This is a genomic window from Acinetobacter sp. ASP199 (assembly GCF_022700675.1).
Taxonomy (GTDB): Bacteria; Pseudomonadota; Gammaproteobacteria; order Pseudomonadales; family Moraxellaceae; genus Acinetobacter.
Window position 1 is genome coordinate 1,104,855 of the sequence record NZ_CP062182.1, and the last position, 24,572, is coordinate 1,129,426.

At 41.5% G+C, this 24,572-nt stretch carries 18 protein-coding genes; 13 read left to right on the plus strand and 5 right to left on the minus strand.

The window, feature by feature from the left end; all coding sequences use genetic code 11:
• Nucleotides 1-299: 299 nt before the first annotated feature.
• Both IHE35_RS05140 and IHE35_RS05145 read right to left on the minus strand, forming a co-directional pair.
• Nucleotides 300-1,122, minus strand: a protein-coding gene (locus IHE35_RS05140; RefSeq protein WP_242786769.1) for an IS5 family transposase whose coding sequence is annotated in 2 segments (ribosomal slippage) — nt 300-740 and nt 742-1,122 — 822 coding nt in all. Because the reading frame shifts where the segments join, the coding sequence is not laid out codon by codon here.
• A 281-nt stretch (nt 1,123-1,403) separates the two neighbouring features.
• Complete coding sequence (locus tag IHE35_RS05145) at nt 1,404-2,366, minus strand: IS30 family transposase (RefSeq protein ID WP_180182461.1); 963 nt, start codon at nt 2,364-2,366, stop codon at nt 1,404-1,406.
• A gap of 261 nt (nt 2,367-2,627) precedes the next feature.
• Here IHE35_RS05145 and IHE35_RS05150 point away from each other — a divergent pair, with 261 nt between their 5' ends.
• From IHE35_RS05150 to IHE35_RS05165, 4 genes are all read left to right on the plus strand, one after another.
• Nucleotides 2,628-4,355, plus strand: coding sequence for an NAD-dependent malic enzyme (locus IHE35_RS05150; RefSeq protein WP_242789585.1), 1,728 nt, complete (start codon nt 2,628-2,630; stop codon nt 4,353-4,355).
• 311 nt (nt 4,356-4,666) lie between these two features.
• Nucleotides 4,667-5,890, plus strand: coding sequence for an efflux RND transporter periplasmic adaptor subunit (locus tag IHE35_RS05155; RefSeq protein ID WP_242789586.1), 1,224 nt, complete (start codon nt 4,667-4,669; stop codon nt 5,888-5,890).
• A complete protein-coding gene (locus IHE35_RS05160; protein WP_242789587.1) occupies nt 5,887-7,110 on the plus strand; it encodes an FtsX-like permease family protein in 1,224 nt (407 codons plus the stop codon). Before IHE35_RS05155 ends, IHE35_RS05160 begins: the two co-directional genes overlap by 4 nt.
• Nucleotides 7,103-7,834, plus strand: a complete 732-nt coding sequence (locus IHE35_RS05165) for an ABC transporter ATP-binding protein (RefSeq protein ID WP_242789588.1) — start codon at nt 7,103-7,105, stop codon at nt 7,832-7,834. Before IHE35_RS05160 ends, IHE35_RS05165 begins: the two co-directional genes overlap by 8 nt.
• A gap of 51 nt (nt 7,835-7,885) precedes the next feature.
• Here IHE35_RS05165 and IHE35_RS05170 read toward each other — a convergent pair whose 3' ends face one another.
• A complete protein-coding gene (locus IHE35_RS05170; RefSeq protein ID WP_242789589.1) occupies nt 7,886-8,077 on the minus strand; it encodes a hypothetical protein in 192 nt (63 codons plus the stop codon).
• Nucleotides 8,078-8,708: 631 nt separating this feature from the next.
• Here IHE35_RS05170 and IHE35_RS05175 point away from each other — a divergent pair.
• The 4 genes from IHE35_RS05175 (at nt 8,709) to IHE35_RS05190 (ending at nt 15,072) form a co-directional block, all read left to right on the plus strand.
• Nucleotides 8,709-9,362 (plus strand): YitT family protein, encoded by a 654-nt coding sequence (locus IHE35_RS05175; RefSeq protein WP_242789590.1) that lies wholly within the window; start codon nt 8,709-8,711, stop codon nt 9,360-9,362.
• Between the two features lie 440 nt (nt 9,363-9,802).
• Nucleotides 9,803-10,893 (plus strand): IS4-like element ISAba1 family transposase gene (locus tag IHE35_RS05180; RefSeq protein WP_085940648.1). Its coding sequence is split into 2 segments (ribosomal slippage): nt 9,803-10,343 and nt 10,343-10,893, totalling 1,092 coding nucleotides; the frame shifts between segments, so codons are not numbered across the junction.
• 650 nt (nt 10,894-11,543) lie between these two features.
• Nucleotides 11,544-13,781: an NADP-dependent isocitrate dehydrogenase gene (locus IHE35_RS05185; RefSeq protein WP_242789591.1), complete on the plus strand. Its 2,238-nt coding sequence runs from the start codon at nt 11,544-11,546 to the stop codon at nt 13,779-13,781.
• A 247-nt stretch (nt 13,782-14,028) separates the two neighbouring features.
• The gene (locus IHE35_RS05190; protein WP_242789592.1) at nt 14,029-15,072 is read left to right on the plus strand and encodes a metallophosphoesterase; all 1,044 of its coding nucleotides are present in this window, start codon (nt 14,029-14,031) and stop codon (nt 15,070-15,072) included.
• 78 nt (nt 15,073-15,150) lie between these two features.
• Here IHE35_RS05190 and IHE35_RS05195 read toward each other — a convergent pair whose 3' ends face one another.
• Nucleotides 15,151-15,573, minus strand: a complete 423-nt coding sequence (locus IHE35_RS05195) for an OsmC family protein (protein ID WP_242789593.1) — start codon at nt 15,571-15,573, stop codon at nt 15,151-15,153.
• A gap of 148 nt (nt 15,574-15,721) precedes the next feature.
• Between IHE35_RS05195 and crp the strand changes: the two genes are divergently transcribed.
• The 3 genes from crp (at nt 15,722) to clpB (ending at nt 20,488) form a co-directional block, all read left to right on the plus strand.
• On the plus strand, nt 15,722-16,426 hold the full coding sequence (gene crp / locus IHE35_RS05200) for a cAMP-activated global transcriptional regulator CRP (RefSeq protein ID WP_242789594.1): 705 nt from the start codon (nt 15,722-15,724) through the stop codon (nt 16,424-16,426).
• Between the two features lie 179 nt (nt 16,427-16,605).
• Nucleotides 16,606-17,655 (plus strand): NADP(H)-dependent aldo-keto reductase, encoded by a 1,050-nt coding sequence (locus IHE35_RS05205; protein WP_242789595.1) that lies wholly within the window; start codon nt 16,606-16,608, stop codon nt 17,653-17,655.
• 253 nt (nt 17,656-17,908) lie between these two features.
• Entirely contained in the window at nt 17,909-20,488 is a 2,580-nt protein-coding gene (gene clpB, locus IHE35_RS05210) for an ATP-dependent chaperone ClpB (RefSeq protein ID WP_242789596.1), read from the plus strand.
• Between the two features lie 65 nt (nt 20,489-20,553).
• Here clpB and rlmKL read toward each other — a convergent pair whose 3' ends face one another.
• Nucleotides 20,554-22,758 carry a bifunctional 23S rRNA (guanine(2069)-N(7))-methyltransferase RlmK/23S rRNA (guanine(2445)-N(2))-methyltransferase RlmL gene (gene rlmKL / locus IHE35_RS05215; protein WP_242789597.1) on the minus strand — a complete coding sequence of 735 codons (2,205 nt, stop codon included), beginning with the start codon at nt 22,756-22,758 and terminating at the stop codon, nt 20,554-20,556.
• Nucleotides 22,759-23,007: 249 nt separating this feature from the next.
• Between rlmKL and IHE35_RS05220 the strand changes: the two genes are divergently transcribed.
• Nucleotides 23,008-23,334 (plus strand): hypothetical protein, encoded by a 327-nt coding sequence (locus IHE35_RS05220; RefSeq protein WP_242789598.1) that lies wholly within the window; start codon nt 23,008-23,010, stop codon nt 23,332-23,334.
• A gap of 220 nt (nt 23,335-23,554) precedes the next feature.
• A complete protein-coding gene (locus IHE35_RS05225) occupies nt 23,555-24,571 on the plus strand; it encodes an aspartate carbamoyltransferase catalytic subunit (RefSeq protein ID WP_242789599.1) in 1,017 nt (338 codons plus the stop codon).
• The last annotated feature ends 1 nt before the right edge of the window (nt 24,572 follow it).

The following is a 24,572-nucleotide window of genomic DNA, read 5'->3' on the forward strand; positions in this document are numbered from 1 at the left end:
CTAAATATTATAATATTTTTTATTTTAAGCCTTTTTGTATCATCTAATTTACTCATATAGAAATTTTCATTTTATTATTCTAATCTTGCTGCTCCTATCTAGGCATTAAGTTTTGCTATAGATCATTTTGGGGATGAAACCTTCACCAAATTATAAAATATTATTAAAGCCTTACTTATTAGGAGCGATGATTTATTTTATCCTTGTGTATAATTTCATGTTTTTTAAGTTTTTCTTAAAATTTAATTGTTTTTATCTATTTAATTCAAGGTAAATTAATAGACCTCTTGCGAAAGTTGTTATTGCAAGTTGATTCGGTTTACCAGTGCAGCAATTAAGTTCATGCGTAAACCGAATCTTTTCCGTCTATTTCGATAGCGTTCACTTAAGATTCTAAATGTTTTCAATTGACTATTAATGTGTTCGATCACAACGCGTATTTTTCCAATCATTTTATTGTACTTTTTCTCAACTTCAAATAAAGGAAAATTCTTCTTTTTCTTAATGGGCATCAATAATTTAAAGCCATCTTGCTCTAATCCGTAGTACCCTAAATCAGTCATAACATATTCACAATGTTTGAATTTCTTAACCGTTTTCCTTGCCAATTTAATGTCATGCTGACTGCCATACGATATATCTAATCCTATGATTTGTTTACTCTTAGGATGGTAGATCACTTGGGCTTTAAGCGTATGTTTCTTCTTTTTACCACTATAGAACTTACTCTGATTTTTTTTTCGGGCGTTCTATTGAACATTCTGTCGCATCAATAATGACCCAGTTAAAGCGTTCGTCTGTTGTGGTAAGGCTTCGTTTTGGCAGAGTAAAACGTCTTGATCTCATTAAGGCATCTTCAACCTTTTTAATGGTTCGGTTCACATTACTTTCAGCGATATGATAGTGTGCTGCTAACTCCAATTGAGTGCTATAATTTCGTAAGTAATTGAGTGTTAATAACAATTGATCCTCTATAGCTAAAGTATGAGGACGGCCTGATTTCTTTTTGAGTGATTCTGCTTTTTCTAAAACCTCGACCATTTCGGTAAAAACTGCTCGAGGTACGCCAACCAAGCGCTTGAATTCAGAATCTGAAAAACGGTTTAAGTTCTGATATCTCATGAAATCTATATGGGGATGGTTTTTACTTTCGCAAGAGATCTAATAACTTTAAAGTAATAATTTAAAATATAAGAAGCATATATAAAATTTAACAAAATAATACATTAAAAGTACGCTTGGTTAATATGTGATCATAAGTGTGAAATTTCTATTTAATTTAAATATTTTTCATCTTGTTTATTTTATTTATATATTTGATTTTAATGAATTTTGATCTTTTTTTCTTATTTGGTGTTTACTGTTTTAAAAATGAAAATTATAAATTTTTTTAAGAGGCGGATTCAAGCAGCAAGTGCAACAGTATAAAAACCAGCCATAACTTCACTAGGCGTATACCAGCCTAGTGTTTTTCTAGGGCGATGATTGAGAGCAAATTCTATCTGCTCTATTTGTTCATTTGACACTTCATCAAACGAAGATGATTTTGGCAGATATTGCCTGATCAGACCATTGGTATTTTCATTTCTGGCTCGTTGAATCGACTTGTATGGATCTGCAAAGTACGTCTCTATCCCTGCTTCCGTTATCCGCCGGTGCTCGGAGAACTCCTTACCATTATCAAAGGTTACACTGTAGGCATGACTGCTGCGCAAACATGCTAAAGCACACGAAATCGTTTTAGTTGTGGTTCTAGTTTGTCCCAAATGAACGATATGTACATACAAGCTTTTGCGCTCAACCAGAGTTAATAATGCCCCCTTGTGATTCTTGCCTATCACGGTATCACCTTCAAAATCACCTAGGCGTTGACGTTTCTCGACGACCTCATCGCGACAGTGAATACTTGTTCTATCAACGAGTTGGCCTCTACGGTCTGTATTTTTATAACCTCGTTTACGATATTTCTTTTGATGCCTTAAATGAAGGTGGAGCTTACCACCTTTAGATTTATCTAGATAAACATACTGATAAATCCATTCATGTGAAGGCACATCAAGCCAACCTCGTTGTGTTAAAGCACCTGAAATTTGCTCAGGAGACCAATCTAAGCCAATCAGATAACGAATATAAACGAGAGCAAAATCTGTCATTTGTGAAGAGGATCGATATCGTCTTTGACTTGAAAATTTCTCTGCCTGTTGAGCTCGATATCCACGTTTTCCAGTATTTCTTTTGATCTCACGATAAAGGGTTGATCGAGAACGTCCAAGCTCCCTGGCAAGGGTAGAGATTGAAGATTTGCTTTTCAAAGCAGCATAAATTTCGTATCTTTCATCTTGAGAAAGTTGGGTGTATTGCTTCATTGGGTGCTTTCCAATTGCGAGTTGAAAAAAGTCTAATGATTTTAATACACCTAACTTTTTCAACTAACTACAAATATGTCGCACTTGGTATTTGAATCTGCGAGATCTTTGGAAAGAAATGATCAATTTTATGAAGTTTTTTTGTAAGACATTAATTTACTAAATACTCGTTTTATTAGTATTAATTATTAAAATAGCTAAAATATCAGAAGTGGCGATAAGATAAAAATATATAACTTATTAAGATATTTTCAGAGATTTATGTCAAATTCCAGAAGTGAGTCAAACAAAGTGACTAAAAGCCAGATAGAGAAACGTCCTCTTTATGTTCCATACGCAGGATATACGTTACTTGAGCTGCCTCTTCTAAATAAAGGTTCTGCTTTTACTGAAGAAGAACGAAAGAGTTTTAATTTACATGGGCTTCTCCCTCATGTGATTGAGTCTATTGAAGAACAAAGTCAGCGCTCTTATCAGCAATACTGTTCTTTTAATGATGATATTAATAAGCACATTTATCTGCGTAACATTCAGGATACCAACGAAACGTTGTTTTATCATTTAATTGAAAATCATCTAAGTGAAATGATGCCAATTATTTATACGCCAACAGTAGGTGAGGCTTGTCAGCGCTTTTCAGATATCTATCGCCGACATCGTGGGATATTTATTTCCTATGCTGACCGTGATGGTATTGATCAGATCTTACATAACGTCAATCGTAGAAATGTCAAAGTTGTGGTGATTACAGATGGTGAGCGAATTTTAGGCTTGGGTGACCAAGGGATTGGGGGAATGGGCATTCCGATTGGAAAATTAGCCTTATATACCGCATGCGGTGGTATTAGTCCGGCTTATACATTGCCGATTACGATAGATGTCGGAACCAATAATCAACAGCTATTAAATGACCCGATCTATATGGGCTGGCGTCAACTACGTATTAGTGGCGATGAATATTTTGATTTTGTTGATCAGGTCATTCAAGCCATTCAGAAAAGATGGCCAAATGTTCTGATTCAATTCGAGGATTTTGCCCAACATCATGCGATGCCACTATTAGAGAAATATCGTGATCAGGCATGCTGTTTTAATGATGATATTCAAGGGACGGCTGCAGTTGCAGTAGGTAGTCTGATTGCAGCATCACATGCATCTAATAAGCAACTGAAAGACCAAACCGTGGCTTTCCTTGGAGCGGGTTCTGCAGGATGTGGTATTGCGGAGCAGATTGTTGCCCAGATGGTAGCAGAAGGATTAACGGATGCTCAGGCACGTAAACGTGTTTTCATGGTGGATCGTTTTGGTCTGATTACAGAAAATCAGCCAAATCTTTTAGATTTCCAGCGAAAATTAGCTCAGGATCCAAAAAATATCGTCAAATGGGCAGATGCGGAAAGTACGATTTCATTACTTGATGTAGTGAAATTTGCGAAACCTACCGTTCTTATTGGTGTATCTGGACAGCCGGGCTTATTCAGTAAAGATGTCATTACAGCGATGGCTGAGCACTGTGAGCATCCGATTATTTTCCCATTGTCTAATCCAACTTCCAAAGTGGAAGCGGTTCCTTCAGATATTATCCAGTGGACAGATGGGAAAGCATTAATTGCCACAGGTAGTCCATTTACACCCGTCAATTATCAGGGGGAGATTTATAACATTTCGCAATGTAATAATTCCTATATTTTCCCTGGGATTGGATTGGGTGTAATTGCATCTGGAGCGAAGCGAGTGACCAATAATATGTTAATGGCCTCAAGCAATGCATTAGCTGAATGCTCACCGAAATTGAAAGATCCGAAAGCAGATTTGTTGCCTGAATTGGATCAGATTCAGCAGATTTCCAAGGTGATTGCATTAAGAGTTGCGCAAGCGGCAATACAAGATGGGGTGGCTCCTCAGGCAACTATAGAAACGTTGAAAGAAGCAATTGAAGCGAATTTCTGGAAGCCTGAATATCGTCGATATGAGCGGGTTACATTTTAATAGGTGATCAGATCACAGGATCTAGGCGCAAGGGTTTATAAGTAATATGCTTATAAACCCTTTTTTGAGTAGACAAGACAAATATCTTCATGAGCAATATTTTCTTGATTGATAATGTTTGCTACACAAAATGAATCGAGACAGATTTACATAGAATAATTTTATCTTTCATTATAAGTAGACTATTTTGAGTACAAAGGCATATGAAATCATCATAAAAACTTGTTATAAATTAAATATTACGAAAAAAACTAAATACTTCTACACCTTTTTAATTGAATATGCAGTTAAAAATCCTCGGAGATGTCCATGTGCGTATAGCTCGCTATAAAATTTTGATTGTTATATTACTGATTCTGATAGTGGGGTTTGTACTTTTTCGCTGGTGGAAAGGACCGGAATTACCGAGTTATACCTTAAAGGCGATGCCTCTAGTACAAAACGTAGTAGCAACAGGACGTGTAGCGACAGTATCCCGTGCTGAAATTGGCAGTGAGATTGCTGGTATAGTATTAGAACGACGCGTTCAGGAAGGTGATCAAGTTAAACCGGGCGACCTGCTGGTGGTACTAAAATCAGATGAATTGACTGTCCAAGTACGTCAGGCAGAAGTTGCACTGATCGAATTAGCCACAAGCCGACGTCCACAGGCCACAGCAGAATTAGCCTCGGCCAAAGCTCAACTTGAGCAGGCCAGCCGTGAAGCCAACCGTCGACGTAATGCCGAGCCAGGAATTCTTTCGGCTGAAGAAATTGAGCAGGCAGTCGAAGCAGAAAGGGTCGCACGCAATAACTTTGAAACAGCACGACTCAAGGCAGCTGCACTGGCACAGGGACAGGTTGAAGAAGCTTCATTGCGTGAGCAGCTTGCAGTAGCTCAGGCTCAACTGGACAAAACCAGAATTCGTGCAACGGTCGCAGGCACAGTACTGACTCGCGATGTAGAGCCGGGTGATCTGGTTCAGCCGGGACAGACCTTATTTACGATTGCAATTAATGGCAATACCGAAATTCGCGTGCCACTCGATGAACGTAATTTATCAAGACTGGCGTTACAGCAAAAAGCAACGGTGATTGCTGATGCCTATCCGGAGCAGACATTCCCTGCATGGATTAACTTTATTGCCCCAAGTATCGATCCGCAACGTGGAACAGTTGAGCTGAAACTTACTGTAGACCCGGTACCTGATTTCCTACGTCAGGATATGACGGTGTCAGTCAATGTAGAAACGGGTCGCCGCGAGCGAGCTTTAGCCATACCCAATGATGCGCTAACCGGTCTCAAAGGAGATAAAGCTACGGTACTACTGGTACGCAATGGCAAGGTTCAACGTCAACAAGTGACTTTAGGCTTGCGTGGTCTGGATCGGGCTGAAGTAACTTCAGGTTTGAAAGAAGGCGATCAGGTACTGGCTAATCCGGATGCTTCTTTAGAAGATGACACACGAGTGCGGATAAAACCGCAAAATATCTTAATCCAAAATCCTGCCAACCCGAGCAGTACTAAAAATGAAATACCGGTGAAACTCGATTGAAAAACTTTTTCGGACGGCTATGGACCGAATGGACAATTGCGGTCAGTTTCTTACGCGAAGGCCGCTCACAATCCATCATGATCACTGTCGGGGTGGCAGTGGGCGTGGCTGTGATCGTATTTATTACGGCATTGATTCAAGGTCTGCAATCCAATCTGATTGACCGGACTTTAGGGACGCAAGCACATATCCGTTTATTGTCTCCAGATGAAGTCAATCAGGTCGTACCGACCAAAGAAGGCATCATCCAGCTTGTATTGGAAGATAAACGTGCGCAACGCTTACGCTCCATCAATAACTGGCAGCAAATTGTGACCACACTGGATCAATTGCCCGTTCTGACCGCAGTATCACCTGTTGTTTCTGGGCCGGCTCTGGTACAGCGTGGCGATGCGATCGAATCTGTTGCGCTGGTTGGAATTGATCTGGAGCGTTATCAGCAGATTATTCCTTTAAAAGAATACTTGCAGAGTGGTCAGTTACGGATCGGTGCTGATGATGTCGTCATTGGTAGCGAGTTGGCCAAGGATCTTGGCGTTCAGGTAGGGAGTAAATTACGACTGGATACCGGCCAGCAAGAAAGTACTTTGGTAAATATTGCCGGGATTTTTGAGCTAGGGGTACGTGAACTGGATGCACGCTATGTCTATCTGGATTTGAAACAGGCGCAGTCTTTGTTGCTACTTCCGGGTGGGGTGACAGTGATTGATCTACGCGTAACGGACCTGTTTCAGGCAGACCAGATTGCGGATCAGGTCGGGCGCCTGACGTCCTTGCAGGCTGAAAGCTGGATTGAAAGCAATGCCCAGTTGATGAATGCGATTTCCTCACAGAGTCTCTCGACCAATATGATTATTATTTTCGTCGCTGTTTCAGTCGCGTTTGGCATTGCCAGCGTCATGTCGGTTAACGTGGTGCAACGAACCCGGGAAATTGGGATTCTACGTGCGACCGGTGCGACCCAAATACAAATTTTAAGAGTATTCCTATTTCAGGGTGCGATTTTTGGGCTTATTGGTTCCGCAATCGGAAGTTCTGCCAGCTATGGCTTGGTATGGATATTTAATAATTTTGGGCCAGGCCTGTTTTATATTCCTGTACCTATTGAACTGGTATTTTTAGCGCTGTTATTGGCAACTTTGACCGGTGTGCTGGCAGCCGCGATACCAGCACGTCGTGCAGCGGCCTTGGATCCAGTGGAGGCAATTCGCCATGTCTGAGCAGTTTCAGGAAGTTTTACGTTTAGAGGCGTTGCGAAAATCTTATAACATTGGTCAGCCAAATGAAGTGGAAGTTTTGCACGGCATTGACCTGTGTATTGAACGTCAGGATTTTGCTGCGCTGATTGGGCCTTCAGGTTCCGGAAAAAGTACCTTATTGAACATTCTGGGCTTACTGGATCAACCTAGTAGTGGTGAATTATATCTGCTCGGTCAACCGACCAGTAAAATGACAGATACGGAACGGACTGCACTACGAGGCAACAGTATTGGCTTTGTTTTCCAGTTTCACCACCTGATTCAGGCATTTACTGCACTTAATAATATTTTAATGCCGTTAATGTTGACTCACGGTCGACCGGATCAACAGGCGATTGACAGGGCACGTGAATTACTGGCAGCAGTTGGACTGGAAAAATTTGCTGATCGTAAACCGAATGAGCTATCTGGTGGACAGCAGCAGCGCGTTGCAATTGCCCGTGCATTAATTACCAATCCGGCTTTATTACTGGCTGATGAACCAACCGGAAATCTGGATACGCAAACTGCAGAAGAAATGTTTGCGCTATTTCGTAAGGTGCATCAGGAACGGGATTGCGCTGTACTTTTGGTGACTCATGATCCGCGTTTATCCGCCACCTGTGATCGTACCATCAATCTGATTGACGGCCTGATTCAAAGTGATACCAGAGAGCAGAAGGTTGAGGAAGCACCACAGGAATGAATCAATAACTGATTATTATATTCTGATGTGATGATGTAGCTCTTTCTAAGACTATAGATTCTCATCTTCTTCATCCTCATGTCTCTGACGGATCTGATCTCGTTTGATTTGAGGATCTTTATCTACACCTAATTGACCACGTTGAATTTCCCGATCCTGTTTTTCTTGCGGATCTAATTCCTCTTCTGGAAATTCTTCATTCAATGCTTCCTCGAGTTCTTTGTTTTCATCTGGATGTGCCATAAGAGTTTACCTGCTGCATGAATCACATTATTGGGTATTCCTTTTATTGTATAAACTGAACATGATCAGTCTGTTGTATTTATAGCTCGGCTAATTTTAAAAATTGTTGCTGATGTAAGTAGTGGAGATAATACATAACAGATTCTAATTAAGAGTTTTATAAAGATTAGGGTTCTTTCATTAATCATTTTTGAATTACTGCAAAGGAAATTCCCTCTCCTTGTAGGAGACTTGCGGAGCACATGCTCCTCAGGGAGAGGTTTTTTTCAAGAAATCCCTCCTCATCCTAACCTTCTCCCAAAGGGAGAAGGAACTTTCAATATCCATTTAAATATGAATATAACGATCATTTTTTGATTTATGAAAGAGATCTATTAATGTTTGTTTAGAAGCATTGGTTCACAATTTATTTTTCTTCTGTATAGATCAATGTATTAATCTAAGTCGAGTGCATTAAGCATCTGATGACATAGAGAATGATAAATTTTATATAAAAATCAGTTTTAGTACCTATTGCTGGCAAACAAATTGCAATAACAATATACTGTCGGGTTCTGTGCCAGAAGTGCAGAGCCTAAATTAAACCCTCGGCTTCGCCACAAGCGGAAAAGAGTTTTAAAGGTTAGCGCATATGGCAATTCAATCTAATCCTCGGGTGATTTACCCGACGCATCATCCTGCACCGCAGGAGACCAGAAAACATACTGTGTTTGAAGACCTACAAGCCTTATTTTCAGGCTCTCTGTTTGTCAGTATCTGTATGACCATGTTTGCTCAGGCGGGTTTATTGACAGGAAGTACCGCTGGGCTTGCCTTTGTGCTGCATTACGCTACAGGCTGGTCTTTCAGTCTGATCTATTTTGTGATCAATATTCCTTTTTACTGGTTTGCCTGGAAATATATCGGAAGGGAATTTACATTTAAGACTTTTATTTCTGTCGCTTTACTATCGCTGATTACCTTTATTGCCCCTCAGTATTTGCAGATTGATTATCTGCATCCAGCTTTTGCCGCGATTGCAGGTGGCTTTCTGATGGGAACCGGCGTGCTATTCTTGGCTCGACATAAATCCAGCCTTGGTGGCGCAACCATTATTTCCCTGTATGCGCAGGAAAAGTGGGGCATGAAAGCAGGCAATGTGCAGATGGTGATTGACTGTATTGTGGTGCTACTTGCGCTCTGGATTGTCCCATTTGATAAAGTGCTCTGGTCAATTCTGGCAGCAGTGATTATGGGAAGTTTTCTGGCGATTAATCATCGACCTGGACGCTACAGAGGTCAGTGAATAAAAGATATAATCGGGAAAATAGCCTAAGCATTAACGCTGATTCATAAATATGGAAAAGAGCAATGAACACAAGACTTATTGCTCCTTTAATATTAAATCAATCTACCTCCATCAGAACGTGAGCGCTAGGATGTGGATTGATAGCTAACACTATTTTTAATTTGCTTGAATTGTTCTAACTCGCCTTTCAAGTGGTTTTTATAAACATGATTTTTTATAGCCTTCACTATTCATAGCTGAAGGCTTTTTTATAACAAATATCTACAATAATTTATTGTGTTAAAAGTAGAGCAACACCCCTTATGAACATCTCAAAATTACAATCCTGGAGTAGATTACTAATAAATAAAAAAGTATATTTTTTAGCTCTGTACACGACAAAAATAGATAACTCATTGAAATAATGTCACAATAATTGTTTTCTAACGACGAATACTATGACACATCTCAATGAGTTATATCTTATCTTAAACAAATCTCTAAAATGGAACAAGTCACATTTAAAGTGCTTTGCGCTCATCATGCTTGTGATTATTTTAAAGCAAACATGTAATCTTTCTTCTGCATCTAAAGCCTTGCCCATCAAGTGTTTACCACAATCATTTTATCGACGTATGCAGCGCTTCTTTGCAGGTCAGTATTTTGATTATCGTCAAATTTCTCAGTTGATTTTCAATATGTTTTCATTCGACCAAGTGCAACTGACTTTAGATAGAACCAATTGGAAATGGGGAAAACGAAATATTAATATCCTGATGCTCGCAATCGTTTATCGTGGAATAGCGATACCTATCCTTTGGACATTGCTTAATAAACGTGGAAATTCAGATACGAAAGAGCGTATTGCTTTGATTCAACGCTTTATAGCCATTTTTGGTAAAGACCGTATTGTGAATGTGTTCGCAGACAGAGAGTTTATCGGTGAGCAGTGGTTTACATGGTTAATTGAACAAGACATCAACTTCTGCATTCGTGTTAAAAAAACTTCATTGTCACCAATCATTTAGGAAAGAATCATAAAATTAGTGATTTATTTCGCCATCTTAAAGTTGGTCAAATTGAATGTCGTAAACGACGGATTTTGGTTGGTCGGGTGAAACTATATATAAGTGCACTACAGTTAGAAAATGGAGAGCTTTTACTCGTCGTTTCTCCTCAGTTTAATGCCAATGCTATTCAGGATTATGCATTACGCTGGGAAATTGAAACCTTATTCAGTTGTCTCAAAGGACGCGGGTTTAATCTTGAAAATACGCGCTTGACAGACCCTAGACGAGTGAAAAAATTGATTGCGGTGTTAGCTATAAGCTTCTGTTGGTGTTACTTAACGGGTGAATGGCAACATAATCAAAAAAAAGCGATAAAAATAAAGAAGCATGGACGACTCTCAATGAGTTTATTTCGCTATGGTTTAGACTATGTTCAAATGGCGATTCAGCGTTTAATTGGTTTTGGGAAAAAAGAAGAGTTTAAGGAAATTTTGGCAATTTTAAGAAAGCAGAATCCTGATAGGATAAGGGTTCTGTGAAATTTGTCGTGTACAGAGATTTTTTAGCTTAAATTTGCCGATTTATTCATCTAAAACACTATAATCAGAATAAAATTAAAAACAGTAAAATCATCATTTTCGCTAACATATTCAGATTTTGTTTAAATTGACCAAGATGTTTCAAGTAGTCTGTCATTAAGTCCAACACTGAATAAAACCATTCATCGTTTTTTTGTCTCTTTTAATAGTTAAAAACTTTGATTACCCTGAAATAGTGCTAAAAATGATAATGATGAATAGTCTATTTAGCTTTTTAAAGTAAAGGTACTCATAAAAAAGCTATTTTCTATACGGTGAATACCCTGAGTAAACCTAAGGATTCATTAGAACTTATCAGCTCTAAAAAAACTATATATTAAAAAAACTGCTAAATATTCTTTAAAAATAAGCAGAATAAGAATAATAGATTTTTTGTATATGAAAGATGAGGAAATTGATTGGATTATAATCAATAGAAAATTGCAACAAATTGTATAATTTTTCAGCAAAATCACAACTTGAAATGATATTTCGTTGACTGTAAAGCAAGGAGATACGATACTCTCAAGGTTTAATGCAAACATATCGGTTCACAGGGTCTGAGTCAAAAGCTTGATCCTCAAAACTCTATCAAACGCAAGGGGCTATATATGGCTGGTGGAAAGTCAACAATCATTTACACACTGACCGACGAGGCGCCATTGTTGGCGACCTACTCGCTACTGCCGATCATTGAGACCTTTACTAAGCCTGCTGGCGTTGAGATTGTCAAAACTGACATCTCTGTTGCAGCACGCGTGCTCGCAGAATTCTCAGACTACCTGACTGAAGAACAGAAAGTAGCTGACAACCTTGCTGAGCTAGGCCGTCTTACACAAGATCCAAGCACAAATATTATTAAACTTCCTAATATCAGTGCTTCTGTAGCTCAGTTAACAGCATGTGTTAAAGAGCTTCAGTCTAAGGGCTATGCAATTCCTGATTACCCAGAAAACCCAACTACTGAAGAAGAAAAAGCACTTAAAGCACGTTTCGGAAAATGCCTAGGTTCTGCTGTAAACCCGGTATTACGTGAAGGTAACTCTGACCGTCGTGCCCCAACTGCAGTTAAAAACTACGCGAAAAAACATCCGCACTCTATGAGCGAGTGGAAACAGTGGTCACAAACTCACGTTTCACATATGGACGAAGGTGACTTCTACCACGGTGAAAAGTCTATGACTTTAGACCGCGCGCGTAACGTGAAAATGGAATTGGTTACTGCATCTGGTGAAACCATTGTTCTTAAGCCAAAAGTTGCGCTTCAAGACGGTGAAATCATCGACTCGATGTTCATGAGCAAAAAAGCGCTTTGTGACTTCTATGAAAAAGAATTAGAAGATTGTAAAGAAGCTGGCATCCTGTTCTCTTTACACGTTAAAGCGACCATGATGAAAGTTTCACACCCGATCGTATTCGGTCACTGTGTGAAAATTTACTACAAAGAAGCGTTTGAAAAACACGGTAAATTATTCGACGAACTCGGCATTAACGTAAACAACGGTATGGCGGGTCTTTACGAGAAGATCGAAACACTTCCAACTTCTTTACGTGAAGAAATCATCGAAGACCTACACGCATGTCAAGAACACCGTCCTGCTTTGGCAATGGTTGATTCTGCGAAAGGCATCACCAACTTCCACTCACCAAACGACGTAATTGTAGATGCTTCTATGCCTGCAATGATCCGTGGTGGCGGTAAAATGTGGGGTGCTGACGGAAAGCCTTATGACTGTAAAGCAGTAATGCCTGAATCTACATTCGCGCGTATTTACCAGGAAATGATCAACTTCTGTAAGTGGAACGGTAACTTCGACCCACGTACAATGGGTACTGTACCTAACGTTGGTTTGATGGCTCAAAAAGCTGAAGAATACGGTTCACACGACAAGACTTTCGAAATTGCTCAAGCTGGTGTTGCGAACATCACTGACATTGAAACTGGTGAAGTGTTGATGTCTCAAAACGTGGAAGAAGGCGATATCTGGCGTATGTGTCAGGTGAAAGACGCACCGATCCGCGACTGGGTAAAACTTGCTGTAACACGTGCACGTAACTCTGGTATGCCAGCAATCTTCTGGTTAGACCCGTACCGTCCACACGAAAATGAATTGATCAAGAAAGTTGAAAAATACTTGAAAGATCACGACACAGACGGTCTAGACATCCAGATCATGTCTCAAGTACGTGCGATGCGTTATACACTTGAGCGTGTTGCTCGTGGCCTAGATACTATTTCAGTAACTGGTAACATCCTGCGTGACTACCTGACTGACTTGTTCCCAATTATGGAATTAGGTACTTCTGCGAAAATGCTTTCTATCGTTCCGTTAATGGCGGGCGGTGGTATGTACGAAACTGGCGCAGGCGGTTCTGCTCCTAAGCACGTACAACAGCTTGTTGAAGAAAACCACTTACGTTGGGATTCTTTAGGTGAATTCCTGGCGCTTGCTGTATCTCTAGAAGAGCTTGGCATTAAAGAAGACAACGCTCGTGCGAAACTTCTTGCGAAAACACTTGACCAAGCAACAGGTCTACTTCTAGACAACGGTAAGTCACCTTCACGCCGTACTGGTGAACTTGACAACCGTGGTAGCCACTTCTACCTGGCTAAATTCTGGGCTGAAGAGCTTGCTGCGCAAGACGAAGATGCAGAATTGAAAGCAAAATTTGCTCCGATTGCTCAAGCTCTTGCTGAAAATGAAGAGAAAATCGTTGCTGAATTGAACGAAGTTCAAGGTAAGACTGTAGATATCGGTGGTTACTACGCGGTTGATCCTGCGAAAGTAAATGCAGTAATGCGTCCAAGTGCTACATTGAATCAGATCGTTGAATCACTAAACGCTTAATCAGGCTGTACTAGCTTTAAAGCTCGTAAAGTGAATAAAACCGGTGCTTAGGCGCCGGTTTTTTATTGTTTTTAGATATACATTTAGATAAGAAATGAAGAAATGAGATTTCAGTTAAGTTTCTGATCTATCGTCATTTGATTGAATAATCGAAATGATTAAAAAATAATTCTGAACTTGTTATATTGATTTAAAGTATAAGCGCTATATTAAAAAAAGGTTTTATTGACCTGGGTAGGGTAGAGCCATGAGTAATCAGATATTCATACAGCAGACTTTTGATGGTCCGGTGGATATTGTTGGCGATATTCATGGTGAGATCGATGCGCTACAACAATTATTACAAGTATTGGGCTACGATCTAGAGGGCTATCATCCTGAACAGCGTAAACTGATTTTTGTCGGAGATCTGTGTGATCGTGGACCAGACAGTATCGCTGTCATCAGGCAGGTTAAAACCTTGATAGAAAATGGCAATGCGCAATGCATTCTGGGTAATCATGAAATCAACTTGTTAACCGATACGCTACGGGAAGGCAATGGCTGGTTTTTTGGTTCACCGCATCAGGATGATCTCAAAACTTTTGATTCAGTTCAGGCTTCAATTCAGGATCGTGCATGGATTCTAGAATTTCTAAACAGCCTGCCTTTGGCTCTAGATGCACCCCATTTAAGAATTGTGCATGCTTGCTGGGATACACAAGCAATTCAACAACTGAAATCTGTTCCTTTTAATTCAATTAGACAGGCTTATGACCATTTTGTCCTGAAAAATGAACTTGAGTTGCAGACTTTGGGCTTTGATGAATATATCCAGAGCAAACAGCAGCAATATCAGGGACAATTCAAGGATCCAGCAGCTAGCATTCCCTTATTAAAATATATCGCTGAGAAAGAGTTACGCGACCAGATGCAAAATCCGATTCGTACCTTAAGCTCAGGTGCAGAGAAAATTGCGCAACGTCCAGTCTATGCAGGGGGACGCTGGCGCATGATTGATCGTTTGCCATGGTGGGAGTGTTATACAGATACGATACCTGTCGTGATTGGCCATTATTGGCGAAACTTTAAAACCACCGAAGAAAAATCCGGTCTGTTTAAGCACATTGATGCCCTGCAATGGTTTGGACAGCAGCAGAATGTATTCTGTGTCGACTATTCAGTGGGCAGGCGTTATCGTGACCGACAGCAACAAGCTGAGTATGCTCATCATCTTGGGGCTTTAAGACTGCCTGAAAAGCAGTTAATTTTTGAAGATGGTTCAACTTATTTGACTTCCACATCGACTTAAATGGTGTTGTCCAAACATCTAATGATAGTCAAAGAAAAAGCGGTCACCAGGACCGCTTTTATAATTACATCAACTAGATTATTCAGCTTCAATAATTTCAAAATCGTGAGTGATTTCTACGCCACCATCAGACAGCATTTTGCTGGCTGAGCAGTATTTCTCGGCAGACAGTTCGACTGCTTTAGCGACTTGCTTTTCTTTAATACCTTTACCGGTCACCACAAAATGCAGGTGAATCTTCGTAAATACCGCAGGAATGGCATCGGCACGTTCTGCATTCAATTCACAGCGAACATCGGTAATGTCCTGACGTGCTTTCTTTAAAATGGTGACAATATCAAACGAAGCACAACCACCCAACCCGGTTAATAGAAGTTCCATTGGGCGAGGACCACGGTTCTCACCACCGTATTCTGGTGAGCCATCCATAATCACAGTATGACCACTTTGAGTTTTTGCTTCAAAAGCAACATTCTCTAGCCAATGTACACTTGTTTGCATTGCAACTACCTAAAAAAAGCTATAAATTTACGAAGTAACTGTACACTAACATAAATTGGGTTGATAAGGAATTTCATTCCCACTGTGTGACAAGTTCACATTAGGTCTTGTGCGATCTAAAAATTATCCTTATTTGGAACTGTTAAGCATGACTTCAAACTTTTCACAATTAAGCACAGATGCACTTTCTCCGGGGCAATTACCAGAATCCGTGAAGGCATTATTAAAACGTGCATATATCAACCGTTACCCAAAACGTACAACGATCGTTGATGCAGGAACAGAATCTAAATCTCTGTATTTAATTCTGAAGGGGTCTGTGTCTATCATTCTTCGTGAAGATGATGAGCGTGAGATTGTGGTAGCTTATTTAAATGCGGGAGACTTCTTTGGGGAAATGGGTCTTTTCGAAGCAAATCCACAACGTACTGCAGAAGTTCGTACGCGTGATGTTTGTGAAATTGCAGAGATTAGCTACGAAAACTTTCATGAACTCAGCAAGCAATATCCTGACTTGAGTTATGCGGTATTTGCCCAGCTGGTTCGCCGTCTGAAGAATACGACGCGTAAAGTAACTGACCTGGCATTTATTGATGTTTCTGGTCGTATTGCGCGTTGCCTGATCGATCTTTCAGCTCAGCCTGAAGCGATGATTCTGCCAAATGGTCGTCAGATCCGTATCACCCGTCAGGAAATCGGCCGTATCGTGGGTTGTTCCCGTGAAATGGTGGGTCGTGTGCTGAAAACGCTTGAAGAGCAAGGCATGATCGAAACTGAGGGTAAAGCGATTCTGATCTTTGATGCATCACTGGAACAGAACGAAGTACCAGCTGAAGATGAGTCTGAAGATTAAGCTAGGATTTTGATAAAAGGGCAAACCTCAGGGTTTGCTTTTTTATGCCTGCAGAAAATGCAACATCACAAATCAGAACAAACTTCTCAGAAAAGATGATTTCAGCCTGTTGCTTTCCTTCTATACTCTAGATGCACTTTATTACGATAAGTCGAATCTAGAATAGACAGGGATTATTCATGCAATTCAAACCACTTGCAGATACCGGCATTTTACTTCCAGAAATCTGTTTAGGCACCATGACTTTTGGTGAGCAAAATACCCAACAAGAAGCTTTTGAACAGCTCGATTATGCGCTGGATCAAGGACTATATTTTTGGGATACCGCAGAAATGTATCCAGTACCACCCAAACCGGAAACCCAAGGTGCCACAGAGCGTATTATCGGGAACTGGATTGCATCACGTGGAGGTCGTGACAAACTGTTTTTAGCCTCTAAAATTGCCGGACCATCTCAGGGCGGTAGTCATATTCGTGAGGGTCAAACCAAGTTTGTGGCTTCAGAGATTTCTGCTGCGATTGATCATTCGCTTGCACGTTTGCAAACTGATTATATTGACCTGTATCAGCTGCATTGGCCACAACGCCCAGCCAATTTCTTTGGCAAGCTCGGCTATGGCAATGCTGAAGCAGCAGAGGATCGTACAGTAACGGATCTGGAAGAAACACTGACTGCTTTACATAATGAAATCAAGCAAGGTCGTATTCGTTATATTGGTCTATCCAATGAAACCCCATGGGGCACCATGAAGTTTCTGCATCTGGCAGAGAAACTGGGGTTATCCAAATTTGTCAGCGTACAAAATCCATATAACTTGCTTAATCGTAGCTATGAAATTGGGATGTCAGAAATTGCCAAATATGAAGGTGTTGGCTTGCTGGCATATTCACCACTGGCCTTTGGTTATCTGACGGGTAAATTCCGCCATGGTGCGCGCCCTGCCAATGCCCGTGTGACTTTATTCTCACGCTTTAGCCGTTATAGCAATCCGGAAAGTGAATGGGCAGTGGAGCAATATGCACAATTGGCGGAGCAGCATGGTTTGAGCCTGACCCAATTGGCACTGGCATTTATTAAGCAACAGTTCTTTGTGACCAGTACAATTATTGGCGCAACCAGCCTGGATCAGCTAAAAGAAAATATTCAGGCTTTTGAAGTAGACCTGTCTGAGGAAGTACTGAAAGGTATTGAGGCAATTCACCGTCAACAGCCGAATCCGGCACCATAATTTTTATAATCTCATTTTGTAAAAAGCCTTTATTAATAAAGGCTTTTTCTATTTCATTGAATTAAGTTGATGGCTTCATGAAAAATTCTGCTGACCTCACTTGAAATATGATTGGACTACACCAATATTATTATTGAAGACTGCCTAATATTTATATTAAGTTTTTGAAAAATATATAAAAATTTATTTGAAATTTGTGTGCATGCTCCCATATATAAATTAAGTTAAAAATTTGTTGTGAGGAATAACAATAATGCGCTTTGAGAAATTTACAAATCGCCTGCAGCAAACCCTTTCAGATGCACAATCTTTGGCAATGGGTAAAGATCATGCTTCTATTGACGGTATTCACATTCTGGCAACTTTGTTAGATGAATCATCCAATGTCAGTCTGCTGCAACAGGCAGGTGCTAACTTACGTGATTTGCAGACCAAGCTGCAAACTGCCCTGAGTAATGCGCCGACTTTAAGCCAGTCCACCGGTGATATTAACCTGAGTCCTGAAGCAGCGAAAGTTTTGCATCTGGCAGACAGTTTTGCCCAAAAGGCAGGGGATGAATTTCTTTCTACCGACTGGGTATTGTTAGCACTAGCGGAAACAGGCAAAACCAAATCACTTTTAAGTGAGGTAGGGGTTAAAGCCGAGACCTTAAAGCAAGTCATTCATCAAATTCGAGGCAATGAAAAAGTCATGAGCAATAATCATGAAGATCAGCGTGACTCTTTAAATAAATACACTATTGACCTGACTGAGCGTGCACGACAGGGCAAGCTGGATCCAGTGATTGGTCGTGATGATGAAATTCGCCGTACCATTCAGGTCCTGTCGCGCCGTACCAAAAATAACCCGGTTCTCATCGGGGAGCCCGGTGTAGGTAAAACTGCCATCGTAGAAGGTCTGGCACAACGTATCGTCAATGGTGAAGTTCCAGAAGGTCTGAAAGGTAAACGTGTTTTATCTCTGGACTTGGGTTCATTACTCGCTGGTGCCAAATATCGTGGTGAGTTTGAGGAGCGTCTAAAAGCTGTCCTGAAAGACTTGGCGAAACACGAAGGTGAAATCATCCTGTTCATCGACGAGCTGCATACGCTGGTGGGTGCAGGTAAGGGTGATGGTGCCATGGATGCCGGTAACATGCTGAAACCAGCATTGGCACGTGGTGAACTGCGCTGTGTCGGTGCGACAACTTTGGATGAATACCGTCAGTACATTGAAAAAGATGCGGCTTTAGAGCGTCGTTTCCAGAAAGTATTGGTGGATGAGCCGAGTGTAGAAGATACCATTGCAATCCTGCGTGGTCTAAAAGATCGCTATGCGACCCACCACGGGGTGCAGATTCTGGATTCTGCAATTATTGCTGCAGCGAAAATGTCACATCGTTACATCACTGACCGTCAGTTGCCGGACAAAGCGATTGACCTGATTGATGAGGCAGCTTCACGTATTAAAATGGAGCTGGATTCTAAGCCAGAAGCGCTGGATAAACTTGAACGCCGTTTGATTCAGCTAAAAATGCAGCTGGAAGCAGTGAAAAAAGATGAAGATTCGGGTGCAAAATCTGAAGTGAAATATCTGGAAGATCAGATTGCAACCGTTGAGAAAGAGTACAGCGAGCTGGAAGAAATTTGGCGTGCAGACAAGGCGCTGGTTGCGGGCAATAAAGACATTCAGGTGAAACTGGATCAAGCCCGTATTGCACTAGAAAAAGCCCAACGTGAAGGTGATCTGGCAGAAGCGGCACGTTATCAGTATGGCGTGATTCCTGAGTTGCAGAAGCAGCTGGAACGTATTGAAGCAGCTGAAGAAAGCGAAGCGCCAAAACTGCTGCGTGACAAAGTCACTGACAATGAAATTGCAGAAGTGGTAAGTGCTGCAACTGGTATTCCAGTGGCAAAAATGCTGCAAGGTGAACGCGAAAAACTGTTGCATATGGAAGAATTCCTGCATAAACGTGTGGTCGGTCAGGATGAAGCTGTCGTGGCAGTGTCGAATGCAGTCCGGCGTTCACGTGCTGGATTGTCTGATCCAAACCGTCCAAGTGGTTCATTCCTGTTCCTGGGTCCAACCGGGGTGGGTAAGACCGAGTTGACCAAAGCCTTGGCGAACTTCCTGTTTGACAGTGACGATGCAATGATCCGTATCGACATGTCGGAATTTATGGAAAAACATTCTGTCAGTCGTCTGGTTGGTGCCCCTCCGGGCTATATCGGTTATGAAGAGGGTGGTGTGCTGACTGAAGCAGTACGTCGTAAACCATATAGCGTGGTGTTGTTCGATGAAGTAGAGAAAGCGCATCCGGATGTATTTAACATCTTGTTGCAAGTGCTGGATGATGGCCGCCTGACTGACTCACAAGGTCGTGTGGTGGACTTCAAGAATACCGTCATCGTAATGACCTCTAACCTGGGTTCAAGCGATGTACGTGAGCTGGGCAGCGGTGCGACCCGAGATGAAGTGCGTAGCGTGGTAATGAATGCGGTATCGGAACATTTCCGTCCAGAATTCATTAACCGTATTGATGAACTGGTCGTGTTCCATTCACTGGAAAAAGCACAGATCCGTGGTATTGCCGATATCCAGTTGAATCGTCTACGTCAACGTCTGGCAGAACGCGACTTGCGCTTATCTGTGGAAGATAGTGCTTTTGATCAGTTAATTGATGTGGGCTTCGATCCTTTATATGGTGCGCGTCCACTGAAACGTGCGATCCAGCAACGCATTGAAAATGGTCTGGCGCAAAACATCCTTGAAGGCAAATTCAACCCAGGCGATACCATTGTGGTGAGCGCCGAAAATGGTGAATTGGTCTTTGATAAGATGAAACTTAATTAATTCGGTATTCTCAGAAAAGAAAAACCCAGCCTAGGCTGGGTTTTTCTTTATCTCATATTCACGTATTACATTTTTGGATGGGTGACTTTCCATGCACGGTGAATCTTCTGGTTACGCTTGAAATCAGGACCGATGGTTTCATGGGTGATTTCTTCTACGTCATATAAACCTTCAATCATTTCATCCATTTCGAAACCACGATAGTTATTTGAGAAATACAAAGTACCATCCGTGGTTAAACGGTTCATGGCACGCTTGAGTAGCGAAACATGGTCACGCTGTACATCAAAGGTTCCGTAGAATTTCTTCGAGTTCGAGAATGTCGGTGGATCGATAAAGATCAGCTCATATTGCTCATGACCTTCTTTCAGCCATTCGAAACAGTCAGATGCAAAGAACTGATGTTGCTCATCAGCGTGATCTACAGTTAAACCGTTTAGAACAAAGTTTTCTTTCGACCAGTTTAGATAGGTATTAGATAAATCCACGCTGGTGGTACTTGCTGCACCGCCTAGGGCTGCATGTAAGCTGGCTGTAGAGGTGTAGCTATACAGATTCAGGAAGTGTTTGCCTTTGGCTTCTTTAGCAATGCGTAGACGCATCTGACGGTGATCCAGGAACAGGCCAGTATCCAGATAATCGGTCAGGTTGACCAGAATTTTGGCTTGGCTTTCCTGCACGATAAAACGCTTAGATGCAGTACTTTGTTTGGTGTACTGGTTTTTACCTTCCTGACGGGCACGAGTCTTGATAAAGATTGCATCACGGCCCAAACCAGTCACAGCACGAATCGCCTGTAAAGCCAGGTTAAAACGTTTTTTGGCTTTTTCAGGGTCAATTTTTTTCGGTGGTGCATATTCCTGAACATGCAGACGCTCCCCATACAGGTCTACCGCCACATTAAAGTCAGGCAAGTCTGCATCATACAAACGTAGACAGTGAATATTTTCTTTCACCGCCCATTTTTTCAGGGTTTGCATATTCTTGGTCAGACGGTTGGCAAATTCCATGGCACCTTCGATTGGCTCGAATTGCTGCGGCTGCCAGCTTTCCAGGAATGGACGTACCACTGCAGCCGGTTTAACTGTACCGAAACGGATATAAATTGGTAATTTACCGTTCATCAGACGTAGAATTTGTGGATCATTGAGCGCCAAGACATCTGCCTGTTCAACTTGTGAGGCAATGACGGCTGCTTTTTGATTCGGGAAATTCTTTTGCAACAGATTAGACAGACCCAAGTACAATGCACGGTTAGAAGCCTTGTCACCTAAACGCTCACCATAAGGTGGGTTAGTCACGAAGAAGACTTTCTTGCCTTCAGCCTGAAAATCAGGCCAGTCATTTAAAGTACGTTCTTCGATCATGATCTGGTCGAGTGCCGATTCAAAACCTGCCGCAATGATATTTTGCTTGGTCGCTTTTACTGCTTCCCAGTCTGCATCGAAGGCATAGAATTTTGGTAGTGGATTTTCCAGCGCAGCTTTATGACGTTCAGCAGCTTCGGCTTTGATTTCCATCCACAATTCATGATTATGACCATTCCAGCCGTTAAAGCCGAAACGACGTACCAGACCTGGTGCACGATCAGTCAGAATCATTAAAGATTCAATAATAAAGGTCCCTGAACCACACATTGGATCAACCACGATATCCGGGTTGATGTCTTTCAGGCCGCCTTTTTGCAGGATCGCCGCTGCCAGGTTTTCCTTGATTGGTGCTTCAGTCATAAAGCGACGATAGCCACGTTTATGCAGCGAATCACCAGAAAGGTCTAGGCAGTAGGTATGGGCTTTTTTACCAGCCAGAATATACATGGTGATTTCTGGCTGTTTGGTATCGATACTTGGACGTTTACCCACGGCTTCCATAAAGGAATCCACGACACCATCTTTCGCACGCAAAGTGGCAAACTGGGTATTCACCTTAATCTCACGTTCGACATGCAGACGAATCGCGAAGGTACTTTGTGGTGCAAAAATCAGTGACCAGTCAAAGCTGATCGCACCTTCATAAAGCTCTTCAGCCACATCACGCGCATCATGGGAGAATTCAATTTCATGCGTGTGGATGGGCATCAGGACACGAGAAGCCAGACGAGACCACATACAGATGCGGTAGGCATTTTCCAGTGTACCTTTAAAGGTCAGACGACCCGGGAAACGTTCAATATCCTGAACACCTAAACCTTTGATTTCTTCTTCTAATAAGGTTTCCAGACCATCGGCACAGGTGACCCAATAATTGCTTAAACGTGAAGAGGTATTCATAAAATAGAGAGACCGGAAAAAATAAATAAAAAACTGCGCTCAGTTTACCGTATTTTGCCTTTTAAAGCTTTTGAAATTGTTTCGATTGGCTTTGAAATTTCACCTGAACAAACCCGCTACCATGAAATAAATATTAAATACATGATAAGTGAACTAAATTGGTATGAAAATTGCTCCTTATACGATATGAGACTGTGGCCACTGGGGAGGGGTTACAGTCTCATTTATTAAAATAATTGGGGGTTTAAAATGGTGAATGGGGATAGCTTTTCAATTGCAACTTTAATTTATGCGCGTTTAAGACGTGTTTCAGGTCGTGTGATTGATGCAATTTACCTGTCTGAAAATAAAGACTATGCAAAGCATGTGATTGAGCTGGCTATAGCAACTCAAGATGAGGAGTTATCGCGACTGGTAGAAAAATTAAGACAGGTTTTCGATCTTTCTATGGATCAGAATGAATCTTTAATGGATACAACCCAGCATGTTCAAGATGACTTGATTGTCGTAGAACCTACAGAAGAAGATATTTATCGCGCCCAGGTTGCACACCGTTATATTGGCGCATTGCGCTAAGCTGGTTATGAGTGCGGATGCTCCAGACTGAAGCACTCATTTTTTGCATGCAAAAACAGCAACCTGAAAAAGGTTAAATTATCTTATTGAAAAAATACATAGGAATTTTAAAATCAATTTTTATTATCAAGTCGGTTTTTGTACAAGTAGCCGATTTCCCAAGTGCGAACAGGAGTGAATCTCTGTATAATACGTTGACTTAACGTATAAGGAATCTCTCATGCACTTGGCTGCATTGCATACACCGAGCCAGATTCAACTCAATAAAGAAGGCAATCTAAAACACTTCTTGACTATCGAAGGTCTTTCTAAAGAAACTCTTACAAAAATACTGGACACCGCGGCGTCCTTTTTTAATGACCAAAATCAGCTCATTACCAATAATTTGCTCGAAGGGCGAACGGTAATGAACCTTTTCTTTGAAAACTCTACCCGTACTCGTACCACTTTTGAAGCAGCTGCGAAGCGCCTTTCTGCTAACGTTCTTAATATCGATATCGCACGTTCAAGTACCTCTAAAGGTGAAACGCTGCGCGATACCTTGTGGAACCTTGAAGCAATGGCAGCGGACATTTTCGTAGTACGTCATTCATCTTCTGGTGCAGCGCATTTTATTGCCAAAGATGTCTGTCCAAATCTGGCAATTATTAATGCGGGTGATGGCCGTCATGCCCATCCAACCCAAGCCATGCTAGATATGCTCACCATTCGCCGTGAGACCAAAAAGAACTTTGAAGATATTTCAATTGCCATCATTGGTGACATCAAGCATTCACGCGTAGCACGTTCTGATGTCGCAGCCTTGCAAACCTTGGGCTGTAAAGATATCCGTGTTATTGCGCCGAATACTTTACTTCCTTATGGCTTCGATGATTACGGTCCAGAAGTTCGTCTGTTCAATAATATGGAAGATGGCATCAAAGACTGCGACGTGATTATTACTTTACGTATTCAGAACGAACGTATTGATTCACCGGCGCTGTCTTCACAAGCTGAATTCTACAAAATGTATGGTCTGAATAAAGAACGTCTGGCACTGGCAAAACCGGATTGCATCGTCATGCACCCAGGTCCAATGAACCGTGGTGTGGAGATTGATTCCAGTATTGCAGATGGTCCACAGTCAGTGATTCTGAATCAGGTAACCAACGGGATTGCAGTACGTATGGCGGTGTTGGCACTTTCAATGCAGGGCCAGCTCCAGGAACAGGGTTTGATTGAAGCGATTGCGGTATAAG